The following is a 19,446-nucleotide window of genomic DNA, read 5'->3' on the forward strand; positions in this document are numbered from 1 at the left end:
GCGCGGTGCACCGTGGTGCACCTGACGATACGATGCAAAACAGGCTCCCTTCATGGAGCCTGTTTTTTTGCACACTCGACGAATCACGCACGCTTCGATACGGCCGCCTGCGCTTCCTCGTGCCGCGCGAGCGACATCGCGCCGGCAAATAGCCGCACGACAAAGCGCTCGGCATAACTCACGAGCGCATCGCGGCGGGCGACGTTGGCCTTTGCGTTATCGTCGTCTTCTTCGTTCGCGTCCACATCTGCGCCGATAAACTCCGCTGACAGATGGAACAGTTGCAGCACGATCTGCGTGCAAACTTCATCGACGACATCGCGCGGGAGTGCCGGCATCAGTTGCAATTGCACGACGTCGTCCGCCATTTCCGCCGCCACCGCATGAAGCGTCGCGCGCACGGCTTCGCGCAACGCAGGCGACGTGCCGTGATACTCGGCTAAAGCGCTCAGGAACGCCTCGCGGTTTTCCAATGCGAACGCGAAGAACGCCACGCATGCGCGCCGTGGCACGCTGTGCGGTTCATCGTGCGCGGCAAGCCAGCGCTCGCGGCGCAGCATCGGCCGCAACCGACGGCTTACCGAATCGACAGCTTCGCGCGCGAGATCGTCGAGCGTATCGAAATGACGATAGAACGTGTTCGGGTTCAGCCCTGCCTCCCGCGCGAGTTCGCGCAGACCCAGGCTCGCGAAGCCGCGCCCGCCCGCGGTCAACCGCAACGCCGCTTCGATCAGCTTGCGTTTGCCGGCCGGCAATTCCTGAGTGGCCGCAGTGTCGCCGGCATTCGGCACGGCTTCGAATACGGATGTCATGGCCTTGGTGATGGGTTTTGAATCACCGCGCAGCACGCGCGTTTAATAGACGTACTCTAAACGATCTTGACGCGAGGTGCACAGTTGTCTACCCTGCGCGTAACGTTCGAGCGGCCGCCTGTTCGCGGCCACGCCGCGTCTCCTGAATGTCGACACGGCCCGAACTTCCTTGCCGGAGATTGCTGTGACGCCCGCTTCATCCGCCGCATTCACACAAGCCGCCGCTCCGCGCATTGCAATCGTGGGGAGCGGCTTCGCCGGCATCGGCATGGCCGTGCGTCTGCTAAAAATGGGCATTACGTCGTTCACGCTCTACGAGGCCGCCGCCGACATCGGCGGCACCTGGCGCGACAACACCTATCCGGGCGCTGGGTGCGATGTGCCTTCGCATCTATATTCGTTTTCTTTCGAACCGAACCCGGCGTGGTCGCGCGAGTTCAGCGGCCAGGCGGAAATTCTCGCTTACCTCAAGCACTGCGCGCGCAAGTACGGCGTGGATCGTTACGTGCGTTGCAATGCACGCGTTTTAGCTGCGCGGTTCGATCAAGCGCGTCACGTGTGGCACATCGAACTGGATGTCGACGGCAAGCGCGAGCACGTCGAGGCGGATGTGCTGATCGGAGCGAGCGGTGGACTATCCCGCCCCTCCATGCCGCAAATTGCGGGGCTCGATAGTTTCAAAGGCAAGCTGTTTCATTCCGCGCGCTGGGACCACGCGTATCCGCTCGACGGAAAACGCGTTGCGGTTATCGGCACCGGTGCGAGCGCGATCCAGTTCGTGCCGGAAATCCAGCCGCGCGTCGCGCAACTCGATCTGTTCCAACGCACCGCGCCATGGATCATGCCCAAGCCCAACAAGCGCATTAGCGAACGCGCGCGCTGGCTCTTCGAGCATGTGCCGTTCACGCAGCAAGTTGTACGCAGTGCGATCTACTGGAAGCTCGAATCGCAGGCCATCGCTTTCGTGCGGCATCCGCAACTGATGAAGCGCCCGATGAAGCTGTGCCTCAGCTACCTCGCACGGCGTGTGACAGACCCGGAACTGCGTGCGAAGCTCACGCCGAATTACCGCCTCGGCTGCAAGCGGGTTCTGCTGTCGAGCAACTACTATCGCGCGCTCGTCGAACCGAACGTGAACGTGATTACAGCGGACATTCGTGAGGTGGTCGCGGACGGCATCGTGACACAAGACGGCGCACATCACGCGGCGGACGCGATCATTTGCGGCACCGGTTTTCAGTTCAACGGCTTCGGCGCGCCGTTCGAGGTGGCGGGCATCGGCGGCACGGATCTGCGTGCGCTATGGCTGCGCGACGGTCCGGAAGCGTATCTCGGCACGAGCATCGCCGACTTTCCCAACTTCTTCATGATCGCCGGTCCGAACACCTTTCTCGGCCACAACTCGATGATCTACATGATCGAGTCGCAAGTGCAGTACATCGGCGATTGCCTGCGCCTGCTACGCGAGCGCAACGTACGCGCGATGGACCTGCGCCCCGACGTGCAACGCGACTACAACGCGCGCCTGCAGAAGAATATGCAGCGCTCTGTATGGTCGAGCGGCTGCCATAGCTGGTATCAGACAGGAAGCGGCAAGGTGACCGCGCTGTGGCCGGGCTTCACGTTCAGCTTTCGCAAACGGACGCGGCGTGTGCGGCCGCGGGATTATCGCTTCTTGCCTTGATTCAATGGTGGCTGGGGTCGGCTCGATGTCCGTTTGCAGTTTCGATTCGAACAAAAAGGGAGACGCAAAACATGGCAAGCAGAGGACCTCTGTCGTCGGCATCGGGCTCGTCATCTACGAGACCATCGAACTCTGCCGCGCTGCCGCCGCGCTCGCTCGCCGCTCGCCTCGGCATTACGAGTGTGCCGCGCGACGAATTGCGGCGACGCTACACGCAAAGCGGCTCCAGGTTCGTCCGGATCATGGGCGCGGACGTTCATTACGTCGACGAAGGCAGTGGCGACATCATCGTGATGATTCATGGTTTCGCGTCTTCGCTGCACACCTGGAACCGTGTCGCCGATGAACTCAAGCACGCGCACCGCGTGATTCGTCTCGACCTGCCGCCGTTTGGCGTGACGGGACCGCTGCGCTCCAGCACAGGCGTCATTGAAACGATGAACCTGCCGACCTACCGGCGTTTCATCGACACGTTCCTGCAAGCGCTCGGCGTCTCACGCGCGATATTCATCGGCAATTCGCTCGGCGGGCTTATTTCGTGGGACTACGCGGTGCGTCATCGCGACGCGGCCGAGCGACTGGTACTGATCGACTCGGCCGGCTTCCCGATGAAGTTGCCCATCTACATCGATCTTTTCAATCACGCGCTGGTGCGCGCGAGTTCGCCGCGATGGCTGCCGGAAATCATCATCCGAAGCGCCGTGCGAAACGTGTATGGCGATGCGTGCAAACTCGACGCCGTCACGCTGCGGCGCTACGTCGACTTTTTCCATGGCGAAGGCACGCGCGCCGCAATCGGCAAGATGGTGCCGACGCTCGATTTCGAAGAACTCGATACAAACGTGCTGACTAAGCTCGCGGTTCCCACGCTCGTCTTGTGGGGTGCGAAGGACCGCTGGATTCCCGCAGCGCACGCCGCCGAATTCGCTCGGCGCATTCCGGGCGCGAAGTCGGTCATGTATCCGGGCCTTGGACATATTCCAATGGAAGAAGCGCCCGAGCGCGTGCTGGCAGATTTGCGGGCTTTTCTCGGCGGTAATGCGGGCAACAGTGAAGAGTTGCTGCTGCGAGAAGAAGGCTCGCGACGCGCGTCGGTGTAGGGGGCAGCGGGACGGCGCGCTGGGGGTTGGACCAGGGCTAAACGCAGGATGAAGGTCTTAGTAACGAATTCGGTCACGCGTCTGTGACGCGGAACGCAATCAACCGGACTCGGCGGATTTGTGACGCGAATTGGTTGGTTTGCCAGTGTGTGCGCTCGGGTTGCGCCGGTTGGTGAACGGCTGAGTGCGGCCGATTCGGGACGTTTGACTTCGACCTCCAAATCGCTAACAACCAGTTGAAATTGCGCGAGATTGGCACGCATTGTTGCTCGCGCGCTCCAGGTTCGACGATTGAACTACTAGTCGTGCATCGGCCGGAACCGTCGCGTGCAGCGTCTGGATCACTCAAGAACTTCGACTGTTTGCCGATATTAAAGTCGAGCGTCCTTTTCATTGAAGCCGAAACTCATGACCCAGCGATTCAAATCATGGCTGCTGGCGTTCGCCTTGAGCGCAGCGTGTGCCGGTATCGTGGCATGCCTGAACCTGGTATTCGACCGTCCGGAATATCCGCAGCCGTCCTGGTTGATCTATTTACATGTGGCTTGCGCATTCGTCGGCGCGCTTGCCATCACTCGTTTCATCCAGGGCATTCCCGCCGCATTGCAGGGGCCGAGTTCACGATCCACCGTCGCACAAGGTGTTGTCGCCCACAACAGGGTAGCCGTCGTGAACATCGTCGTGCCAGGGAAGAGTGCATTCTTCTCGACGGTCCGGTGCGTCATGATTCTCTGCTTTGTGCTGTGCCTCATGGCACAGTTTGTTCAAGTCGGCAAGCTCACGGATGAGACGAGCGGTTCGCCTATCAGTCGCGACCCGCAGTTGCGGAAGCTGAGTATATGAGGCCGGTTTGCAAGCCGCGTCACGAGCGATCTGCGACAGCACAGCCTCCAGAGGAAGTAAATGACGTGCGTCGTCGGTCGGCGCCTGAGATGCTTGTCGTCTCCCTGATCGCGCTGGGCATCGCGTCGATCTGCTTCGGACTTTACAGCCTGATTCAAGCATTCGACGCTTTCGATCTGCCGACCCCGTTTAGGATCTGGTTCTCGCGCGCGCTCGTCGCCATGGCGGTCGGCGTGATCGCCCTGCATATCGGCGGAAAGCGCGCAGAGGCGCTCTAGGGCTGGGTCGGGAGACGCAGTGCGGCCAGGAGGCGTCATTCGCCTGTACGGCCATGCGGACGTTCAGATGTCGGATCCGCACCAGAAAACGGCCATTGGGCCTGCGAAGCTTAACGTCGGCTCATAGCGTTGATGACAATAACGCAGCGAAACCAGCAGCCCTGCCGTGGCGTTATCGGGCGTCAAGCGAACGTGGTCGGGCGGATTCCTCCATGGGATTCGAACGGGAGGGTCTGCCCGGCAATCTCGTTGCTGTGCGCTACGGGCACAACAGTCCAGGCAGTGATCCTCGGCGCGGCACGAGACTCTGCGTGTGATCGCGAATCAATAGCATTGCGCAATACCTGCGCATAAAAGGGGAAAGAATATTGCTACGCCATCAGACGGGTTTCAGCAGGCTTCGCCATCCGGACAAGCTGCCCTTGGGATCGAGCGCTCCGACCAGCGGGGCTGCGCGCGCCGCAAGTTCCTGTTGCACATCGGCAATCGCGCTGGCGAGGACGTCCGACATGCCCAGACCTTCGAGCATCAGCGCGGCTTCACGCATTTCTTCGGAGCGTCGTTGTCCGTGCTCGACTACCCGGCCGATCAGATACGCTTCATAGCCCTTTTCCCAGCCCATGCCCGGAAAGCTTGCCGCGAGCGACGCAAGCACGCGGCCGTCTACGTCGAACTGTTTGGCCGCCAACATCGACTGAACGCAAAGCGCCTCCATGCCTTTGATCATGATGCTGCGGCACAACTTAATGGCTGAAGCGAGGCCGACTTCCTGAGCTACGGCCTCCGTGCGCATGCCCAGACCGTTGAGGATATCCGCCGTTTGCGAGGCTAGCCGGCCGCCCAACAGCATTGGCACTCTTACGCCTTGCGGCGGGACCGGCGCCATCACCGCGGCTTCCACGTAATCCGCGCCGTTGCGCTCGATCTGCTGGCAGTTGCGCTGCTTGACAGCGGGCGATACAGAATTGAGGTCGAGATAGGTCTGACCGCTCGTCAGATATTCGGCCGAAGCCGTGGCAACCACTTCCGCCTGGCTTGCCGTGACTACGGAGAAAACGAGTTGGGCATCTCGAAGTGACGTTGCGAGGTCGTCGGCGATATGGGCCTCGCAGTCGCGGGCCCGCTGCACGATCGTCGACCGCGTTGCAGCATCTTGCAGCTTGATGTCGAAGACCGAAACTTCATGGCCGGCGGCGGACAATGTTCGCGCGAAGATAGGCCCGACTTCTCCGAAGCCGATGATCGCGACACGGCCTATATGCTGATTGCTGTTCTGATCCATGCTGATTCTCTGCGAGTAAAGGTTTGAGAAGGCGGGGGGACGTGGTCTGCGCATTCGATATTGAAGCTGTAGCAGGGCGGGAGCGCGAACCGCGACCTTAACCCCGCGATTGGGGAGCCCCTCATGGTGGTTCCATGCCATGACGAAGCTTGACGGAATCAGCCCAGGGCGAGGCCAGAAAGGAGATCAGTTCCTCCGCGGCTTCATGCCGCCTAGACGCTGCGCATATGGCTGCCGAGAATACGGTGATGACCTGAATCTCGGGCGGCAGAGAGCCGATGACATCAATGCCTGCCAGGGGCATTAATTCGCTCAATTGCTGGAAACCCAGCTCGACTTCCCCCCGCGCGACGAGCGTGCCTACTGGAACGCCGGGCGGCGCCTGCACGATGCGCGGCCCAATGGCTTCAGCGATGCCCCAGCGCTCGAACAAGCGGCTGAGGTGCGAACCGCTGGGACCCGTCGAATAGCCGATGCTGCGCGCGGCCAGAATAGCGTCGCGAACGGCGGCTTCAGTACCGGTCTCCGGTCGAGCCGCCCCGGCCGCCACCGCAATTGCCACGCCCGAACGGGCCAGGTCGACGCGACTGGCCGGATCGATCCTGCCGGCCGCGGCCAGCCGGTCGATCGCGTCGGCCGCAAGCACGACGATATCGAATGGCTCGCCTTCCTGGACGCGACGGGCAGCAGCGACCCCACCGACAGATTCGATGACCACCGGTCGTCCCGATAGCCGCTCGTATTCTTCGACCAACTCGGAAAGCACGTTGCGCGTGGCCATCGACGAGATACCGGTGATCCGTGCATTGATGGTTTGACCAGTGACCATGGTTGTCGCCTCTTTTCAATCGATATAGCGCAGGCCGGCTTGTTGCAGCGGTCCGCGCATGTTGTACATATCCAGGCCGAGCACGCCGGCGGCCAGCTTCGCGCGCTTCTCGCCCTCGTTGGCTTCGCGCGCGGCCGCCTTTTCGAGAACACTCTGCGCCGATGCCGCCGGCACCACGACCACACCATCGTCGTCCGCGACGATGACATCGCCGGGCATCACCAGCGCGCCGGCGCATACCACGGGAATGTTCACCGACCCGAGCGTGGCTTTGACCGTCCCTTTGGACGAGATTGCCTTGCTCCATACCGGGAAGTTCATCTCCGCCAGCACGCGCACATCGCGCACGCCTCCGTCGATAATGAGCCCTCGTGCGCCGCGTGCCTTGAAGCTTGTTGCCAGCAGGTCACCGAAAAAGCCGTCGGTGGAATCGGCCGTGACAGCCGCAACGACGACGTCGCCAGGCTGGATCTGCTCCGCCGCGACGTGCAGCATCCAGTTGTCGCCTGGCTGGAGCAGGACCGTGACGACCGTGCCGCCCGTCTGCGCGCCGTTATAGATCGACCGCATATAAGGCTTCATCAGGCCCACGCGCCCCATCGCCTCGTGGACAGTCGCGGACCCGAGCGCGCCGAGTTTGGCGGCCGTATCGCCATCCGCGCGCTGAATGTTTCGATATACGACCCCTAGTTCAACCATGATCAATCTCCTTTCGTTTTGAGCGCCGCATCGAGGCGCGGGTAGACACGCCGCGCGTTACCCTCGTAGATCTTGTACCGCTCGTCTGCGTCGAGATGCGCGGTCTCAATGTAGCGCTTGGTGTCGTCGAAATAGTTGCCCGTCTCCGGATCGATGCCGCGCACGGCGCCGATCATCTCGCTCGCAAACAGAATGTTGTCCACCGGAATCACGCGCGTAAGCAGATCGATGCCCGGCTGGTGGTAGACGCAGGTGTCGAAGAAGACGTTGTTGAGCAGATGGTCCTTCAGTAACGGCTTCTTGAGTTCCTGCGCGAGCCCGCGAAAGCGGCCCCAGTGATAGGGAACCGCGCCTCCGCCATGCGGGATCACAAAGCGCAAGGTCGGAAAATCGCGGAACAGGTTCGACGTGAGGCACTGCATGAAAGCGGTGGTGTCGGCATTCAGGTAGTGAGCGCCGGTCGTGTGGATGCACGCGTTGCAGCTCGTGCTCACGTGGATCATCGCCGGGATATCGTACTCGACCATCTTCTCGTAAATCGGATACCAGTAGCGGTCCGAGAGCGGCGGGCTGGTCCAGTGGCCGCCCGACGGATCCGGATTGAGATTGATCGCGACGTTGCCGTACTCCTCCACGCACTTGACGAGTTCGGGGATGCACGTGGCGACATCCACGCCGGGGCTTTGCGGCAACATCGCGGCCGGTATGAAATGCTCGGGGAAAAGCTGGCTGACGCGGAAACACAGCTCATTGCAGATCGCCGCCCAGGTGCTGGAGACCTGAAAGTCCCCGATGTGATGCGCCATGAAGCTTGCTCGCGGGCTGAAGATCGTGAGGTCGAGACCGCGTTCGCGCATCAGCCGCAGCTGATTGCTTTCGATCGACTCGCGCAACTCGTCGTCGCCGATGTGCAATTCGGACGCCTTCGGCATCTCGGACGGACCCGTGATGCCCGCAATCTGGCGGTTACGCCAGTTCTCCAGCGCCTTCGGCGCGGTGGTGTAATGGCCATGAATGTCGATGATCATCGTCGCTCCCAATAACTGATTCGATTGTCAGCGCGACATGACGAGTGCCATGCGCTGGTTCTGCATTAAGCGGCTACCGGCGCGAAGGAAACGACCTCTGCGCGCGCCGCGACTTAAAACGTATGCCGGACCCCAACGGCAAATGTGTTGCCGGTGGGGTGGGCGCTCAGCTTGTCGAAAGAGTAAATCGCGTAAATGTCCGTCCGCTTGGACAGAAGATGGTCGTAACCGAGAGAGGCTGTGTTGCGAAGATTGTTGGTCGCAGGCTTAGGCCCGGACCGTTGCGTACGCGCCCACTCTGCAAGCAGGAAGTCGGCAGGTGAGAAGGGGATCGACAAACCCGCCTGGTAGGTATGGCTGCCTGTAGGGGTACTGACGTCACTTGTCATCGCCCACGCCCCGTAGAGCGTCACGACCTTGAAGTCGTATGCTGCGCCCGCGAGGTAGGCGTACTGTGCGCCCACCGGCCCTGCTGCGGTGTAGCGCACGCGCTGGCCGGACAGCACTGCCGTGAGACCGTGACCCTGATAATTCAAGTGAACGCCGAGGTTACCGATGCCAGGCGAACCCGCGACGCCGCCAAGGCCGTAGATTACCGTTGCGCCGAAACCCTTAAAGTTCGGGGTCGTGTACTCGGCGGTGTTATTCCACACCGTATCTCCGATGATCGTGCCTCCATAATTGGTGACGAACGTCTGGAGGACGAGCGGGGAAAAGACGGTCGACGATCCGAACGGATTGACGAGGGACTCTGCCGTATAGGTCGGATTTCTTTGCCGCCCGAAGGTCAATTGGCCAAAGTCGCCTTGAAAGCCCACGAACGCGTTGCGGGACCAGAATGGGTCCGTCGCACTGCGACCCAGCGCGCCGTTTTGGGGTTGAAAGAAGCTCTCAAGCTCAAAGATGGCGCTGACGCCGCCGCCCAGGTCTTCCTTGCCGCGAATCCCCCAGAACGAAGTGGTAAGTCCGCCGCTTCCCATCAGTGCCGTAGATTGCGGCGTGTCACTACGTTTGACACTGCCGACATAGGTGCCGACGATTCCGTAAAGCTGGACCTGCGAGGCGTCATGGACCTGCGCGCTGACGCTGGCTGCGCACAATGTCATTGCTGCGCAAGCGCCGGCCTGCAAGCGTGATCGCTCTGTGCACGATCTCTTGGGGCGTGCAGTTCTCCTGATCTTCATGGGGCAGTCTCCCTGGTGTTTGGATTGTCTTGTACGGCGGCGGCCAGCCCTAAAGCGGGCCCCCTACACGAAGCCGTGCTCTAGCTGACCGTGCGCTTCTTCATGGCGGCGTCGAGCTTGTCGCGGTCGAGCTCGCGCTCCCAGGCGGAAACAACGAGCGTTGCGACACCATTCCCAATCGTGTTGACGACGGCGAGTCCGGTGCCCATGAATCGGTGAATGCCGAGAATCAGCACCATGCCTGACACAGGGATGACGGGGAACACAAGCAGAGTCGAGGTAAGCATGATGAACGCAGCACCGGCCACGCCGCTCGCGCCCTTCGAGGTGAGCATTGCGACCACGATCAATGTCATCTCCTGCGTGAAGGTGAGTTGGATATTGAAGGCCTGCGCGATGAACAGGACCGCCATCGTCAGATAGATGTTGGTGCCATCGAGATTGAATGAATAGCCCGCAGGCACGACGAGCCCTACCACCGGCTTGGAGCAGCCCAGGCGTTCGAGCTTTTCGAGCATCCCGGGCAGCGCCGCTTCGGATGAGCTCGTGCCTAGAACAATGAGAATCTCCTCGCGGATATAGCTCATGAAGCGAAAGATGTTGAAGCCCATCACGCGCCCAATCGCGCCGAGGACGACCACAACAAACACAAAAAGCGTCAGGTAGAACGCGCCGATCAGCTTGATCAGCGGCAAGACGGATCCGACTCCATATGTTCCGATTGTGTAGGCGATCGCACCGAAGGCTCCTATGGCAGCGGTCTTCATGATGATGTGAACGATGCCAAAGAACACGTTGGCGATGCCGCCGATGAACTCGACCAGCGGCTTGCCCCGTTCCCCGAGCGCGGCAAGCGCGGCGCCGAAGAGCACCGAGATGAGGAGAATCTGCAGCACATTGCCCGTCACGAACGCATCGACCACAGTGTTCGGGATGATGTGCATGAGGAACTCGACGGTGCTTTGCTCATGGGCTTGGGTCGCGTAGCCGGAAAGCGCGGAAGCATCAATTTTCGACGGATCGAGGTTGAAACCGGCACCCGGGCGCAACAGATGTCCAGCCATGAGCCCGATCATCAGCGAGAGCGTCGAGACGACTTCAAAATAAAGCAGGGCTCTTCCGCCGACGCGGCCGACCTTCTTCATGTCACCCATGCCCGCGATGCCCGCGACCACGGTGCAGAAAATGATTGGGCCGATCACCATCTTGACGAGCTTGATGAACGCATCACCGAGTGGCTTCATCTGGACGGCGAGCGCGGGCGCGAAGTGGCCGAGCAGGACACCAATCAGGATCGCAGCCAGCACATGCACATAGAGTTGGCGGTAAAAGGGGACGCGTCTGCGCGGTGTCGTATCAGGGGATGAGGTGGTGGCGTTCATCGCGGCTGCCCCGTGGCAAACGCGATGCGAGAACGAAAGTTGGCTTGGGTCATGCTTTGTCTCCGATATGTTGTCTTGCGGCCTTCTTGACCGTCTGTTATTTAGCAGCGCCGAAGTCGTAAAGTCGTTCAGGGTTCTTGACCAGGATCTTGTGGAGCAGCACGGGGTCGTCGCAAATGCGGAACAGCAGGTCCACTAGTTCACCGTCATTGGGCATGTCCTTTGAGATATTTGGATGCGGCCAATCCGTGCCCCACAACACACGATCCGGTGCGGCATGAACGAGTGCTCGCGCGAAGGGAATCGCGTCGTCGAAGGGGCGCTTGCCCGCCGAGACTCGCTCGGAGCCGCACACCTTTACCCACGCGAGCGGATTCCGCATCAATTCCAGCAGCAGCCGGAACGGCTCCTGATCCAGACCCGCCTCGGCGCGCACGCGGCCCATGTGGTCGATTACGAATGGCACGCGAATCCGCCCGATCAGATCGGCGTATTTGACGATGTCCTGTGCGTCGAGGTGCAGAACGACATGCCAGCCAAGCGCTTCGATGCGCCGCAGCACGCGTTCGAATACGTCCAGGTCGGGCGCTCCGCCCAGATGGGCGACGAAATTAAAACGTACGCCACGCACACCCGCTTCGTTGAGCGCCTTCAGCGTTTCATCGGTCACGCCTGCATCGACGATGGCAACGCCTCGGTATCGCCCGTTGCCCCGGGCGATCGCATCGAGCATCGCGGTGTTGTCGGTGCCGTGGCAGCTCGCCTGCACGATCACCCCGCGCGCAAGCCCCAGATGGTCATGCAGGGCAGCGAGCGATTCGAACGGCGCGTCGGGTGGCGTGTAGCTGCGATCGTCGGCATAGGGGAAACGCTCAGCGGGGCCGAATACGTGGCAGTGGGCGTCGCACGCGAGCGGGGGAAGCCCATGCGATGGTTTGACTGGGTTTGGATCTGGCGGAAGGCAGGACTTCATGGTCTGGCTGAACTCCATTGAGAAAAGTTGCGAGGCATGACAACGAATGAGGATCATTGTGGCGATTCGAGTTGGCCAATACAATCGACATAGCCGACTAGCTGATATACGAAAACCGTATAGGAGCCAAAATGGAACTGAAGCAGCTCGAGGCCTTCGTGCATGTGGTTGAGCTAGGGAGCTTTACGCGCGCGGCCACGATCCTCGATACCAATCAACCGACCTTGAGCCGCCTCGTACGACAGCTCGAGGTGGAATTAAGGCAGACCCTGCTCGTGCGGCACGGGCGCGGCGTCCTGGCAACCGATGCTGGGCAGGTCATGCTGGGTCATGCGAAGGGGATGCTGCTGCAGGCCGAGCGCGCGCGGCACGATCTTCGGCAATTGAAGGGGACGGTCAGCGGACACTTCAGCATCGGCCTTGCGCCGAGTTTCGCAAAGGTTGCCACGCAGGAGTTGATCCGGCAGTTCAGGCAGCGGTTTCCAGATGCGACGATCTCCGTGGCAGAGGGGCTTTCCACCTATCTGACAGAGTGGCTGATGATGGGCCGCATCGATGCGGCCGTGCTTTACGACACTTCGCTCACCGCACTCGTCGAGAAGCGCGCAGTGTTTGAGGAGGAACTGTTCCTGATAGGCATGGCTGAGGGCACAGGTGGTCAGGCACCGGAACAGATCCGCCTGAAGGACATCGCTCGCTATCCACTCGTCATTCCAGGGCGCATGCATGCGCTGCGGCAGGTCGTCGAAGCGCGCGCGGCTGAGGAGGGCGTCAAGCTCTCCATCGCGCTCGAGGTGGATGCGGTCGGGGCGATTCTCGACCTCGTATGCGAGGGCTATGGTTACGCGGTGTTGCCCATCAATGCGCCGGCCACCGATCCGCTCAGGCGCCCGTTCTCCGTGACCCGCATACGGCACCCGACGCTGCACAGCCGTCTCGCAATCGCGACGAGCAGCCAGCATACCTTGTCACACCTGGCGATGGAGGCGATCGGCCTGATCGAGGCCGAGGTGCTTCCGCTCTACACTGCTAACCGGGACCCCGGAGCAATGCGACTGGAATGAGGCTTGAGAAAGGTCGGCAACCTTTCGATTTCCTGTCTATTGCTTGGCCGATGACATGCCAATCGAGACGGCTGCTCGAACGGCCGTTCCAGTTTGGAAGCCGCCGTAGCGCTCGCGCCGGGTCGAAGGACGGCTCCGGGTCGATTTGAGTCGGTCCGACACCGCACGACCCACATCCGCGAGCACGTCACTGCCCTGGTGGTCATGTACCAGCAACTTGGAGTCTCCTAATACCAGATAAATCGCCCTGCCGTCGATTTGCCGCAAGGACAATCCCGGCAGTCATCAATCCAGTCTTTCCGCTCTCACGAACTCCGCTCCCCCCGCACACCCCTAACCCCCGCCCCCAAGAAAGCGCAACAAGCTCCAAAGAAACTTGCAGAGCATGACGATCAGCTCCCACAAATGATAGAGCTGTTGCCAGCCCGAAACGCGCGCCAAGGAGTCGTACATCATTACCGTCGGAAAAAGGGATGGCCGCCGCCGCACGCCTGATTGCGGCTGTCGCGGCGCCAAACCGCACATGATAGCGACTGCGGGATACCCCGTATCAAGTCCACCGAAAGCCAGCCGTAAACGCGTTGAGAAGACGCTGTGCGCCAACCGCCAGCGCCGTTAGCGTCAAAGGAGACGTCCATGTCGCGTTTCAGCTTTCGCCGGCCGGCCCGCTCCGAGGCGGTAGTCGGCGATATTGCCTCGCAGGCGGGAAAACTCGGTATCGAAATTTGCGATGTGTCCGGCCACGTCGATGAAGTCGCCGCGCGCGTGCAGCATCAGGCTCAAGTCTGCAAGGCGTTGCGCGAGTCCGCCGCGCAGACGCTCGCGGGCAATCATCGGATCGCGACTGCCGCGAGAGGCATGCGCGAAGTCTCGGCGCATGCAGCAACCGGCGTGCAGGAATCGCAGGAGACGCTGGAGGCATCGCTCGCCGATATCCACGGTCTGGTGGAAGGCGTGACCGTGATCGAAAGCCAGATCGGCGCGCTGCGCAGCGCACTTGCACACGTGAGCCGCGTCTCGGAGGAAATCTCCTTGATCGCGCGGCAGACGCATCTGCTCGCGCTGAACGCCGCGATCGAAGCGGCGCGCGCCGGCGAGTCAGGTCGCAGTTTCGCCGTCGTGGCGGCCGAGGTGAAGAACCTGTCGGCAAAGACCGCGCAGGCAACCGGTCAGATCGAGACGACGCTCGCGCAACTCACGCAGCAGACCGAACAGCTCATCAACGAAGGCTCGGTGAATACAGAGCGAGCGCACCGGGTGCGTGAGGGCACGCGCAAGATCGGCGACGTCGTGCATGCAACGGGCGACGCCATCGCGCATCTGAACAACGAGGCCGAGCAGATCGCGGCATTGACCGGCGAGATTGAAACGCAGTGCGACGGACTCGAGGCGCAAGTGCTCGAAATGGCGAGCGGCGTCGAAGATTCGAGCGAGAACTTCGTGCAGGCGAAGAATCGTCTCGGCAACTTGCTGGGCGTGTCGGAGACGTTGATCGAGTTGACAGCGGCGGCGGGCGTCGAAACCGCTGACACACGCTTTATTGAAGCCGTGCAGGAGGCTGCCGCCAAGGTAAGTAAGGTATTCGAGGCGGCTGTCGCGCACGGCGAGATTTCTCTCGACGATCTTTTCGATCAACACTACGTGCCAGTGCCGGGCACTAATCCGCCACAGTTCATGACTCGTTTCACTGCGTTCACCGATCGCGTTTTGCCGGCGATTCAGGAGCCGTTACTCGATCTCGATCCGCGCGTGGCGTTCTCCGCGGCAATCGACGTGCGCGGTTATCTGCCGACACACAATCTGAAATTTTCCTTGCCGCAACGCGGAGATGTCGTTTGGAACATGGCCAATTGCCGCAACCGGCGCATTTTCAATGACCGGACCGGACTTGCTGCTGGATCGCATACGAAGAAGTTTCTGCTTCAGACTTATCGTCGCGATATGGGAGGTGGAGAGTTCGTTTTGATGAAAGATGCGTCGGCGCCGGTTTTCGTGCAGGGGCGGCATTGGGGTGGGGTTAGGATCGGTTACAGGGTATAGGCTTCAGGCGCTATCGCTTTGTGCTTACCGTTGTTCCCGGCCTTTCCTTGTCTTCAAGGAAAGGCCAACAAGAATCAGACAGCGGCAAACGCTAGACGGCCACCACCACCCTCCTCCTCTCCGCTCTTTGCATGAAATAGTTAACCGCCACCACCCCAACGGTCACCACGGCGATAAACAGCGTCGCCAACGCATTCATCTCCGGATTCAAACCGAGCCTCACCCGCGAGAAAACCACGAGCGGCAACGTCGTTGATCCAGGCCCCGATAAAAACGCCGAGAGGACCAGATCGTCGATTGACAAGGTAAAAGACAACAGCCACCCCGACACCAGCGCCTGCGAAATCAACGGCAACGTGATCGAGAAAAACACGCGAAGCGGCGTCGCTCCGAGATCGAGCGCCGCTTCCTCCAGCGAAGGATGCAACTCCTTCACGCGCGACTGCACGATGATCGCCACGTACGAAATGCACAGCATCACGTGTCCGATCCAGATCGTGAATATGCCGCGCCCCGCCGGCCATCCGAGCCACTTCGCCATTTCGATAAACAGCAACAGCAACGAAATGCCCTGGATCACCTCAGGAATCACCAGCGGCGCATTGATCATGCCGGTATAGAGCGTGAAGCCGCGAAAACGCCCCATGCGCGCGAGCACGAAACCTGCCCATGTGCCGATGATCACCGACGCAAACGCCGTCAGCACCGCCACCCTCAACGAGAGCCACGCCGCAGCGATCAACTCGTCGTCATGCAATAACGCCGCGTACCAGCGCGTTGAAAAGCGCGTCCATACAGTGACCAGTTGCGATTCGTTGAACGAATAGACGATCAGACTCACAATGGGCACATACAGAAACAGAAAGCCCAACGCCAACGCAGTGAACTGCAAAATCCGGTTCGGCTTCATTAGCGCCTTTCCTCCATTGCTTTCGCCTGCGCATACTGGAAGAACGCCATCGGCACCAACAGCAGCAGCACCATTGCACACGTCACAGCGGAAGCCATCGGCCAGTCCGCATTGTCGAAGAACTCATTCCACATCACGCGGCCGATCATCAGCGTGTTCGCGCCGCCCAACAATTCCGGAATCACGTACTCACCCACCGCCGGAATGAACACGAGAAGGCAACCGGCGATAATGCCGTTCTTCGAGAGCGGCAACGTAATCTGCCAGAACGCTTTCCAGGGCTTCGCGCCGAGGTCATACGCGGCCTCCAGCAAAGTCATGTCCATTTTCACCAGGTGCGCATACAGAGGCATCACGAGAAACGGCAGATACGAATACACCATGCCGATATAGACGGCGGTATTCGTGTGATACAGCTCGATCGGCGAATGAATCACACCGATCGACATCAGGAAATTATTGAGCAAGCCGTTGTTCTTCAGAATGCCGATCCACGCATAAACGCGAATCAGGAACGACGTCCAGAACGGCAGCATCACGGCCATCATCAGCAGATTGCGGCGCGCCGGATCCGAACGCGCGATGTAATACGCCATCGGATAGCCGATCAGCAGACACAGCAGCGTCGAGATTGCGGCAACCACCACCGAATTCACGTACGTCGCAAAGTACAGGCTGTCCGTGACGAGAAACGCGTAATGCGACAGGTCGAGCTTGAGGTTGATCGCGCCGTCCACGAAACTCGTCAGCTCGGTGTACGGCGGAATGCCAAGCTGCAGATCGGCAAAGCTGATCTTGACGACCAGTAGAAACGGCACGAGAAAAAACAGCAGCAGCCAGACGAACGGACCGGCCACGACCGCGGTGCGGCCAGTCAGGTTGAAGCGCCGCACTGGCCAGTTGACCAACGAATTGAACTGGCGCTTCATGACGTGAGCACCACACCGGCCGACGCGCTCCAGCGCACATACACCTCGTCGCCCCAGGTCGGCGGATCGATCTCGGTGAGCGCGAGGCTCGTCACATTGGCGATCACCGTTTTGCCGCTATCGAGCTTCACGTGGTACAGCGAATAGCCGCCCATGTAAGCAATATTGGTGACGACGCCCTTGCCCCAGTTGTATGCACCCTCAGGCGGCTTACGCGTCAGCGCAATGCGTTCGGGCCGCACGGAAATCGTCACCGGCATGCCGAGCGGACCGGTAATGCCGTGATTCACATACAAGCGGCAAGTGAGATCGGGCGTTTCGATAAAGACGTGATCGGGCTCGTCTTCGACCGTATGTCCTTCGAACAGATTCGTCGAGCCGATAAACTCGGCCGAAAAGCGGCTATTCGGATACTCGTACACCTCGTGCGGCGTGCCGAGCTGCACGATTTCGCCTTCGCTCATCACGGCGAGACGCCCCGCCATCGTCATGGCTTCTTCCTGATCGTGCGTCACCATGATGCAGGTCACGCCGACCGTGTCGAGAATGTTGACGAGTTCAATCTGCGTGCGTTGGCGGATCTGTTTGTCGAGCGCGGACATCGGCTCGTCGAGCAGCAACAGCTTGGGCCGCTTCACGAGCGAGCGTGCCAGCGCGACACGTTGCTGCTGTCCGCCCGAAAGCTGATGCGGCTTGCGGTTCGCGAAGCGGCCCATCTGCACGAGCTCGAGCGCGGTCTGCACGCGGTCCTTCAATTCGGCCTTGGGCACGCCTTCCTGCTTCAGACCAAACGCGACGTTCGATTCGACCGTCATATGCGGAAAAAGCGCATACGACTGAAACATCATGTTGACCGGCCGGCGATACGGCGGCAGTTGTGCGAGGTCCTCGCCGTCGATCAGGATCTTGCCGGAAGTCACGGTCTCGAGTCCGGCCAGCATGCGCAGCAACGTGGACTTGCCGCAGCCGGAACTACCGAGCAGCGCGAACAATTCACCCTTTCTCACCGACAGATTGACCTGCTTGACCGCCACGGTCTCGCCGAATTTTTTCACGACGTCGACGATCTGCACGAAGTTCTCGGCTGCGTCGTTCATCGCGGCGTTGCCGCCAGCGGACGGCGCGGCCACCCGGTCCAGCGCGCCCGACTGCTCACTACTCATCACAATGCTTTACTCCGGCGTTTGACGAACAAAGCCCCCGGTGGACACCGAGGGCTTCTTGATGATGCTTACCCATTCACCTGGCCGGGTTAGCGGCCGGACTTGAACTCGGTCCAGAGCCGCGTCTGCAGCCGTTGGACTTCAGGCGGCAGCGGCTTGAGCAGGAACAACGTCTTGATGACGTCGGGCGGCGGGTAGACAGCCGGATCGTTCGCGACGTCCTTGTCCACGTACTTGCGCGCTTCGAGATTCGCGCTCGGATAGTAGACGGCGTTGGTGATCGCGGCGTGGACCTGCGGCGTTTCGATGTAGTTGATCCACTCCAGCGCGGCTTCCTTGTTCTTCGCGTCTTTCGGAATCGCCATTACGTCGAACCACACGGGCGCGCCGCCCTTCGGAATGTAGTATTCGATCTTGTACGCTTTCTTCGCCTCGATCGCGCGATGCTTGGCAATCACGACGTCGCCCGACCAGCCATACGCAAAGCACACGTCGCCGCCAACCAGGTCGTTGATATAACCCGACGAGTTGAACTGCGTGATGTACGGACGGATCTTCTTGAGCATGGCGAGCGCGGCGCGGTAGTCGGCCGGGTTCGTGCTCATCGGATCCTTGCCGATGTAGTGCAACGCCGCGGCGAACATCTGATCCGGCGCGTCGAGCACGGACACGCCGCACGCCTTCAGCTTCGAGATGTTTTCCGGCTTGAACAGAATGTCCCAGTTATCCAGCGGCACATTCTTGCCGAGGATCTGCTGTGCCTTCGTGACGTTGTAGCCCAGTCCGGTCGTGCCGTAAGCCCAAGGCACCGTGAACTTGTTGCCCGGATCGGCGCCCGCGACGAGCGACATCAGCGAAGGGTCGAGGTACTTCAGGTTCGGCAGTTTCGACTTATCGAGCGGCGAGAAGATGCCTGCTGCGATCTGCTTGCCCGCGTAATTGCTCGTCGGCACGACGATGTCGTAACCGGAATTGCCGGTCAGAAGCTTGGCTTGCAGCGTGTCGTCGCTGTCGTAATTGTCGTATTTGACCTGGACGCCGGTCTGCTTGGTGAAATTCGGAATGGTGTCCTTGGCGATGTAATCGGACCAGTTATACACGTTGAGCTGCGTATCCTTCGCTGCAGCCGTCAGCCACGGCGCCGCGCACAAGACCAGCGCAGCCACTTGCCCCACTACCCGTCTTTTCATCCCGTTCTCCGATCTTGACCGGTCCGAACCGGCCGTCCTCACGCATGCCGCGACGC

The 19,446-nt window shown here is 60.6% G+C and carries 18 protein-coding genes; 6 read left to right on the forward strand and 12 right to left on the reverse strand.

Annotated elements, in window-relative coordinates; all coding sequences use genetic code 11:
- Positions 1–83: 83 nt before the first annotated feature.
- Entirely contained in the window at positions 84–812 is a 729-nt protein-coding gene (locus tag OH764_RS09300) for a TetR family transcriptional regulator (RefSeq protein ID WP_498846571.1), read from the reverse strand.
- A gap of 184 nt (positions 813–996) precedes the next feature.
- On the opposite strand from OH764_RS09300, the gene OH764_RS09305 reads away from it, so the two are divergent.
- From OH764_RS09305 to OH764_RS09320, 4 genes are all read left to right on the forward strand, one after another.
- On the forward strand, positions 997–2,496 hold the full coding sequence (locus OH764_RS09305) for a flavin-containing monooxygenase (protein WP_498846572.1): 1,500 nt from the start codon (positions 997–999) through the stop codon (positions 2,494–2,496).
- A 71-nt stretch (positions 2,497–2,567) separates the two neighbouring features.
- Positions 2,568–3,596 carry an alpha/beta fold hydrolase gene (locus tag OH764_RS09310; protein WP_498846573.1) on the forward strand — a complete coding sequence of 343 codons (1,029 nt, stop codon included), beginning with the start codon at positions 2,568–2,570 and terminating at the stop codon, positions 3,594–3,596.
- Between the two features lie 408 nt (positions 3,597–4,004).
- Complete coding sequence (locus OH764_RS09315; protein WP_498846574.1) at positions 4,005–4,439, forward strand: hypothetical protein; 435 nt, start codon at positions 4,005–4,007, stop codon at positions 4,437–4,439.
- A gap of 89 nt (positions 4,440–4,528) precedes the next feature.
- On the forward strand, positions 4,529–4,717 hold the full coding sequence (locus OH764_RS09320) for a hypothetical protein (RefSeq protein WP_498846575.1): 189 nt from the start codon (positions 4,529–4,531) through the stop codon (positions 4,715–4,717).
- Positions 4,718–5,096: 379 nt separating this feature from the next.
- Here OH764_RS09320 and OH764_RS09325 read toward each other — a convergent pair whose 3' ends face one another.
- The 7 genes from OH764_RS09325 to OH764_RS09355 all read right to left on the reverse strand — a co-directional run bounded on the left by OH764_RS09325 (position 5,097) and on the right by OH764_RS09355 (position 12,094).
- Positions 5,097–5,999 carry an NAD(P)-dependent oxidoreductase gene (locus OH764_RS09325; protein WP_498846576.1) on the reverse strand — a complete coding sequence of 301 codons (903 nt, stop codon included), beginning with the start codon at positions 5,997–5,999 and terminating at the stop codon, positions 5,097–5,099.
- Positions 6,000–6,120: 121 nt separating this feature from the next.
- Entirely contained in the window at positions 6,121–6,828 is a 708-nt protein-coding gene (locus tag OH764_RS09330; RefSeq protein WP_498846577.1) for a substrate-binding domain-containing protein, read from the reverse strand.
- 15 nt (positions 6,829–6,843) lie between these two features.
- Complete coding sequence (gene ligK, locus OH764_RS09335; RefSeq protein ID WP_498846578.1) at positions 6,844–7,527, reverse strand: 4-hydroxy-4-methyl-2-oxoglutarate aldolase/4-carboxy-4-hydroxy-2-oxoadipate aldolase; 684 nt, start codon at positions 7,525–7,527, stop codon at positions 6,844–6,846.
- 2 nt (positions 7,528–7,529) lie between these two features.
- Positions 7,530–8,555 carry an amidohydrolase family protein gene (locus tag OH764_RS09340; protein ID WP_498846579.1) on the reverse strand — a complete coding sequence of 342 codons (1,026 nt, stop codon included), beginning with the start codon at positions 8,553–8,555 and terminating at the stop codon, positions 7,530–7,532.
- A gap of 113 nt (positions 8,556–8,668) precedes the next feature.
- Positions 8,669–9,661, reverse strand: a complete 993-nt coding sequence (locus tag OH764_RS09345; RefSeq protein WP_498848796.1) for a porin — start codon at positions 9,659–9,661, stop codon at positions 8,669–8,671.
- Positions 9,662–9,819: 158 nt separating this feature from the next.
- A complete protein-coding gene (locus OH764_RS09350) occupies positions 9,820–11,121 on the reverse strand; it encodes a dicarboxylate/amino acid:cation symporter (RefSeq protein ID WP_498846580.1) in 1,302 nt (433 codons plus the stop codon).
- A gap of 97 nt (positions 11,122–11,218) precedes the next feature.
- Entirely contained in the window at positions 11,219–12,094 is an 876-nt protein-coding gene (locus OH764_RS09355; RefSeq protein WP_169491245.1) for an amidohydrolase family protein, read from the reverse strand.
- 131 nt (positions 12,095–12,225) lie between these two features.
- Between OH764_RS09355 and OH764_RS09360 the strand changes: the two genes are divergently transcribed.
- Positions 12,226–13,158, forward strand: a complete 933-nt coding sequence (locus OH764_RS09360; protein ID WP_498846581.1) for a LysR family transcriptional regulator — start codon at positions 12,226–12,228, stop codon at positions 13,156–13,158.
- A 636-nt stretch (positions 13,159–13,794) separates the two neighbouring features.
- The gene (locus tag OH764_RS09365; RefSeq protein ID WP_498846582.1) at positions 13,795–15,198 is read left to right on the forward strand and encodes a methyl-accepting chemotaxis protein; all 1,404 of its coding nucleotides are present in this window, start codon (positions 13,795–13,797) and stop codon (positions 15,196–15,198) included.
- A gap of 91 nt (positions 15,199–15,289) precedes the next feature.
- Here the strand turns inward: OH764_RS09365 and OH764_RS09370 are convergent, their stop codons facing one another.
- The 4 genes from OH764_RS09370 to OH764_RS09385 all read right to left on the reverse strand — a co-directional run bounded on the left by OH764_RS09370 (position 15,290) and on the right by OH764_RS09385 (position 19,390).
- Entirely contained in the window at positions 15,290–16,108 is an 819-nt protein-coding gene (locus OH764_RS09370; RefSeq protein ID WP_498846583.1) for an ABC transporter permease, read from the reverse strand.
- On the reverse strand, positions 16,108–17,037 hold the full coding sequence (locus tag OH764_RS09375) for an ABC transporter permease (RefSeq protein WP_498846584.1): 930 nt from the start codon (positions 17,035–17,037) through the stop codon (positions 16,108–16,110). Before OH764_RS09375 ends, OH764_RS09370 begins: the two co-directional genes overlap by 1 nt.
- Positions 17,034–18,134, reverse strand: a complete 1,101-nt coding sequence (locus tag OH764_RS09380; protein WP_498848797.1) for an ABC transporter ATP-binding protein — start codon at positions 18,132–18,134, stop codon at positions 17,034–17,036. Before OH764_RS09380 ends, OH764_RS09375 begins: the two co-directional genes overlap by 4 nt.
- A gap of 155 nt (positions 18,135–18,289) precedes the next feature.
- On the reverse strand, positions 18,290–19,390 hold the full coding sequence (locus OH764_RS09385; RefSeq protein WP_498846585.1) for a polyamine ABC transporter substrate-binding protein: 1,101 nt from the start codon (positions 19,388–19,390) through the stop codon (positions 18,290–18,292).
- Positions 19,391–19,446 lie beyond the last annotated feature (56 nt).

Source organism: Burkholderia sp. M6-3, from assembly GCF_050858985.1.
GTDB classification, from domain to species: Bacteria; Pseudomonadota; Gammaproteobacteria; order Burkholderiales; family Burkholderiaceae; genus Paraburkholderia; species Paraburkholderia caledonica.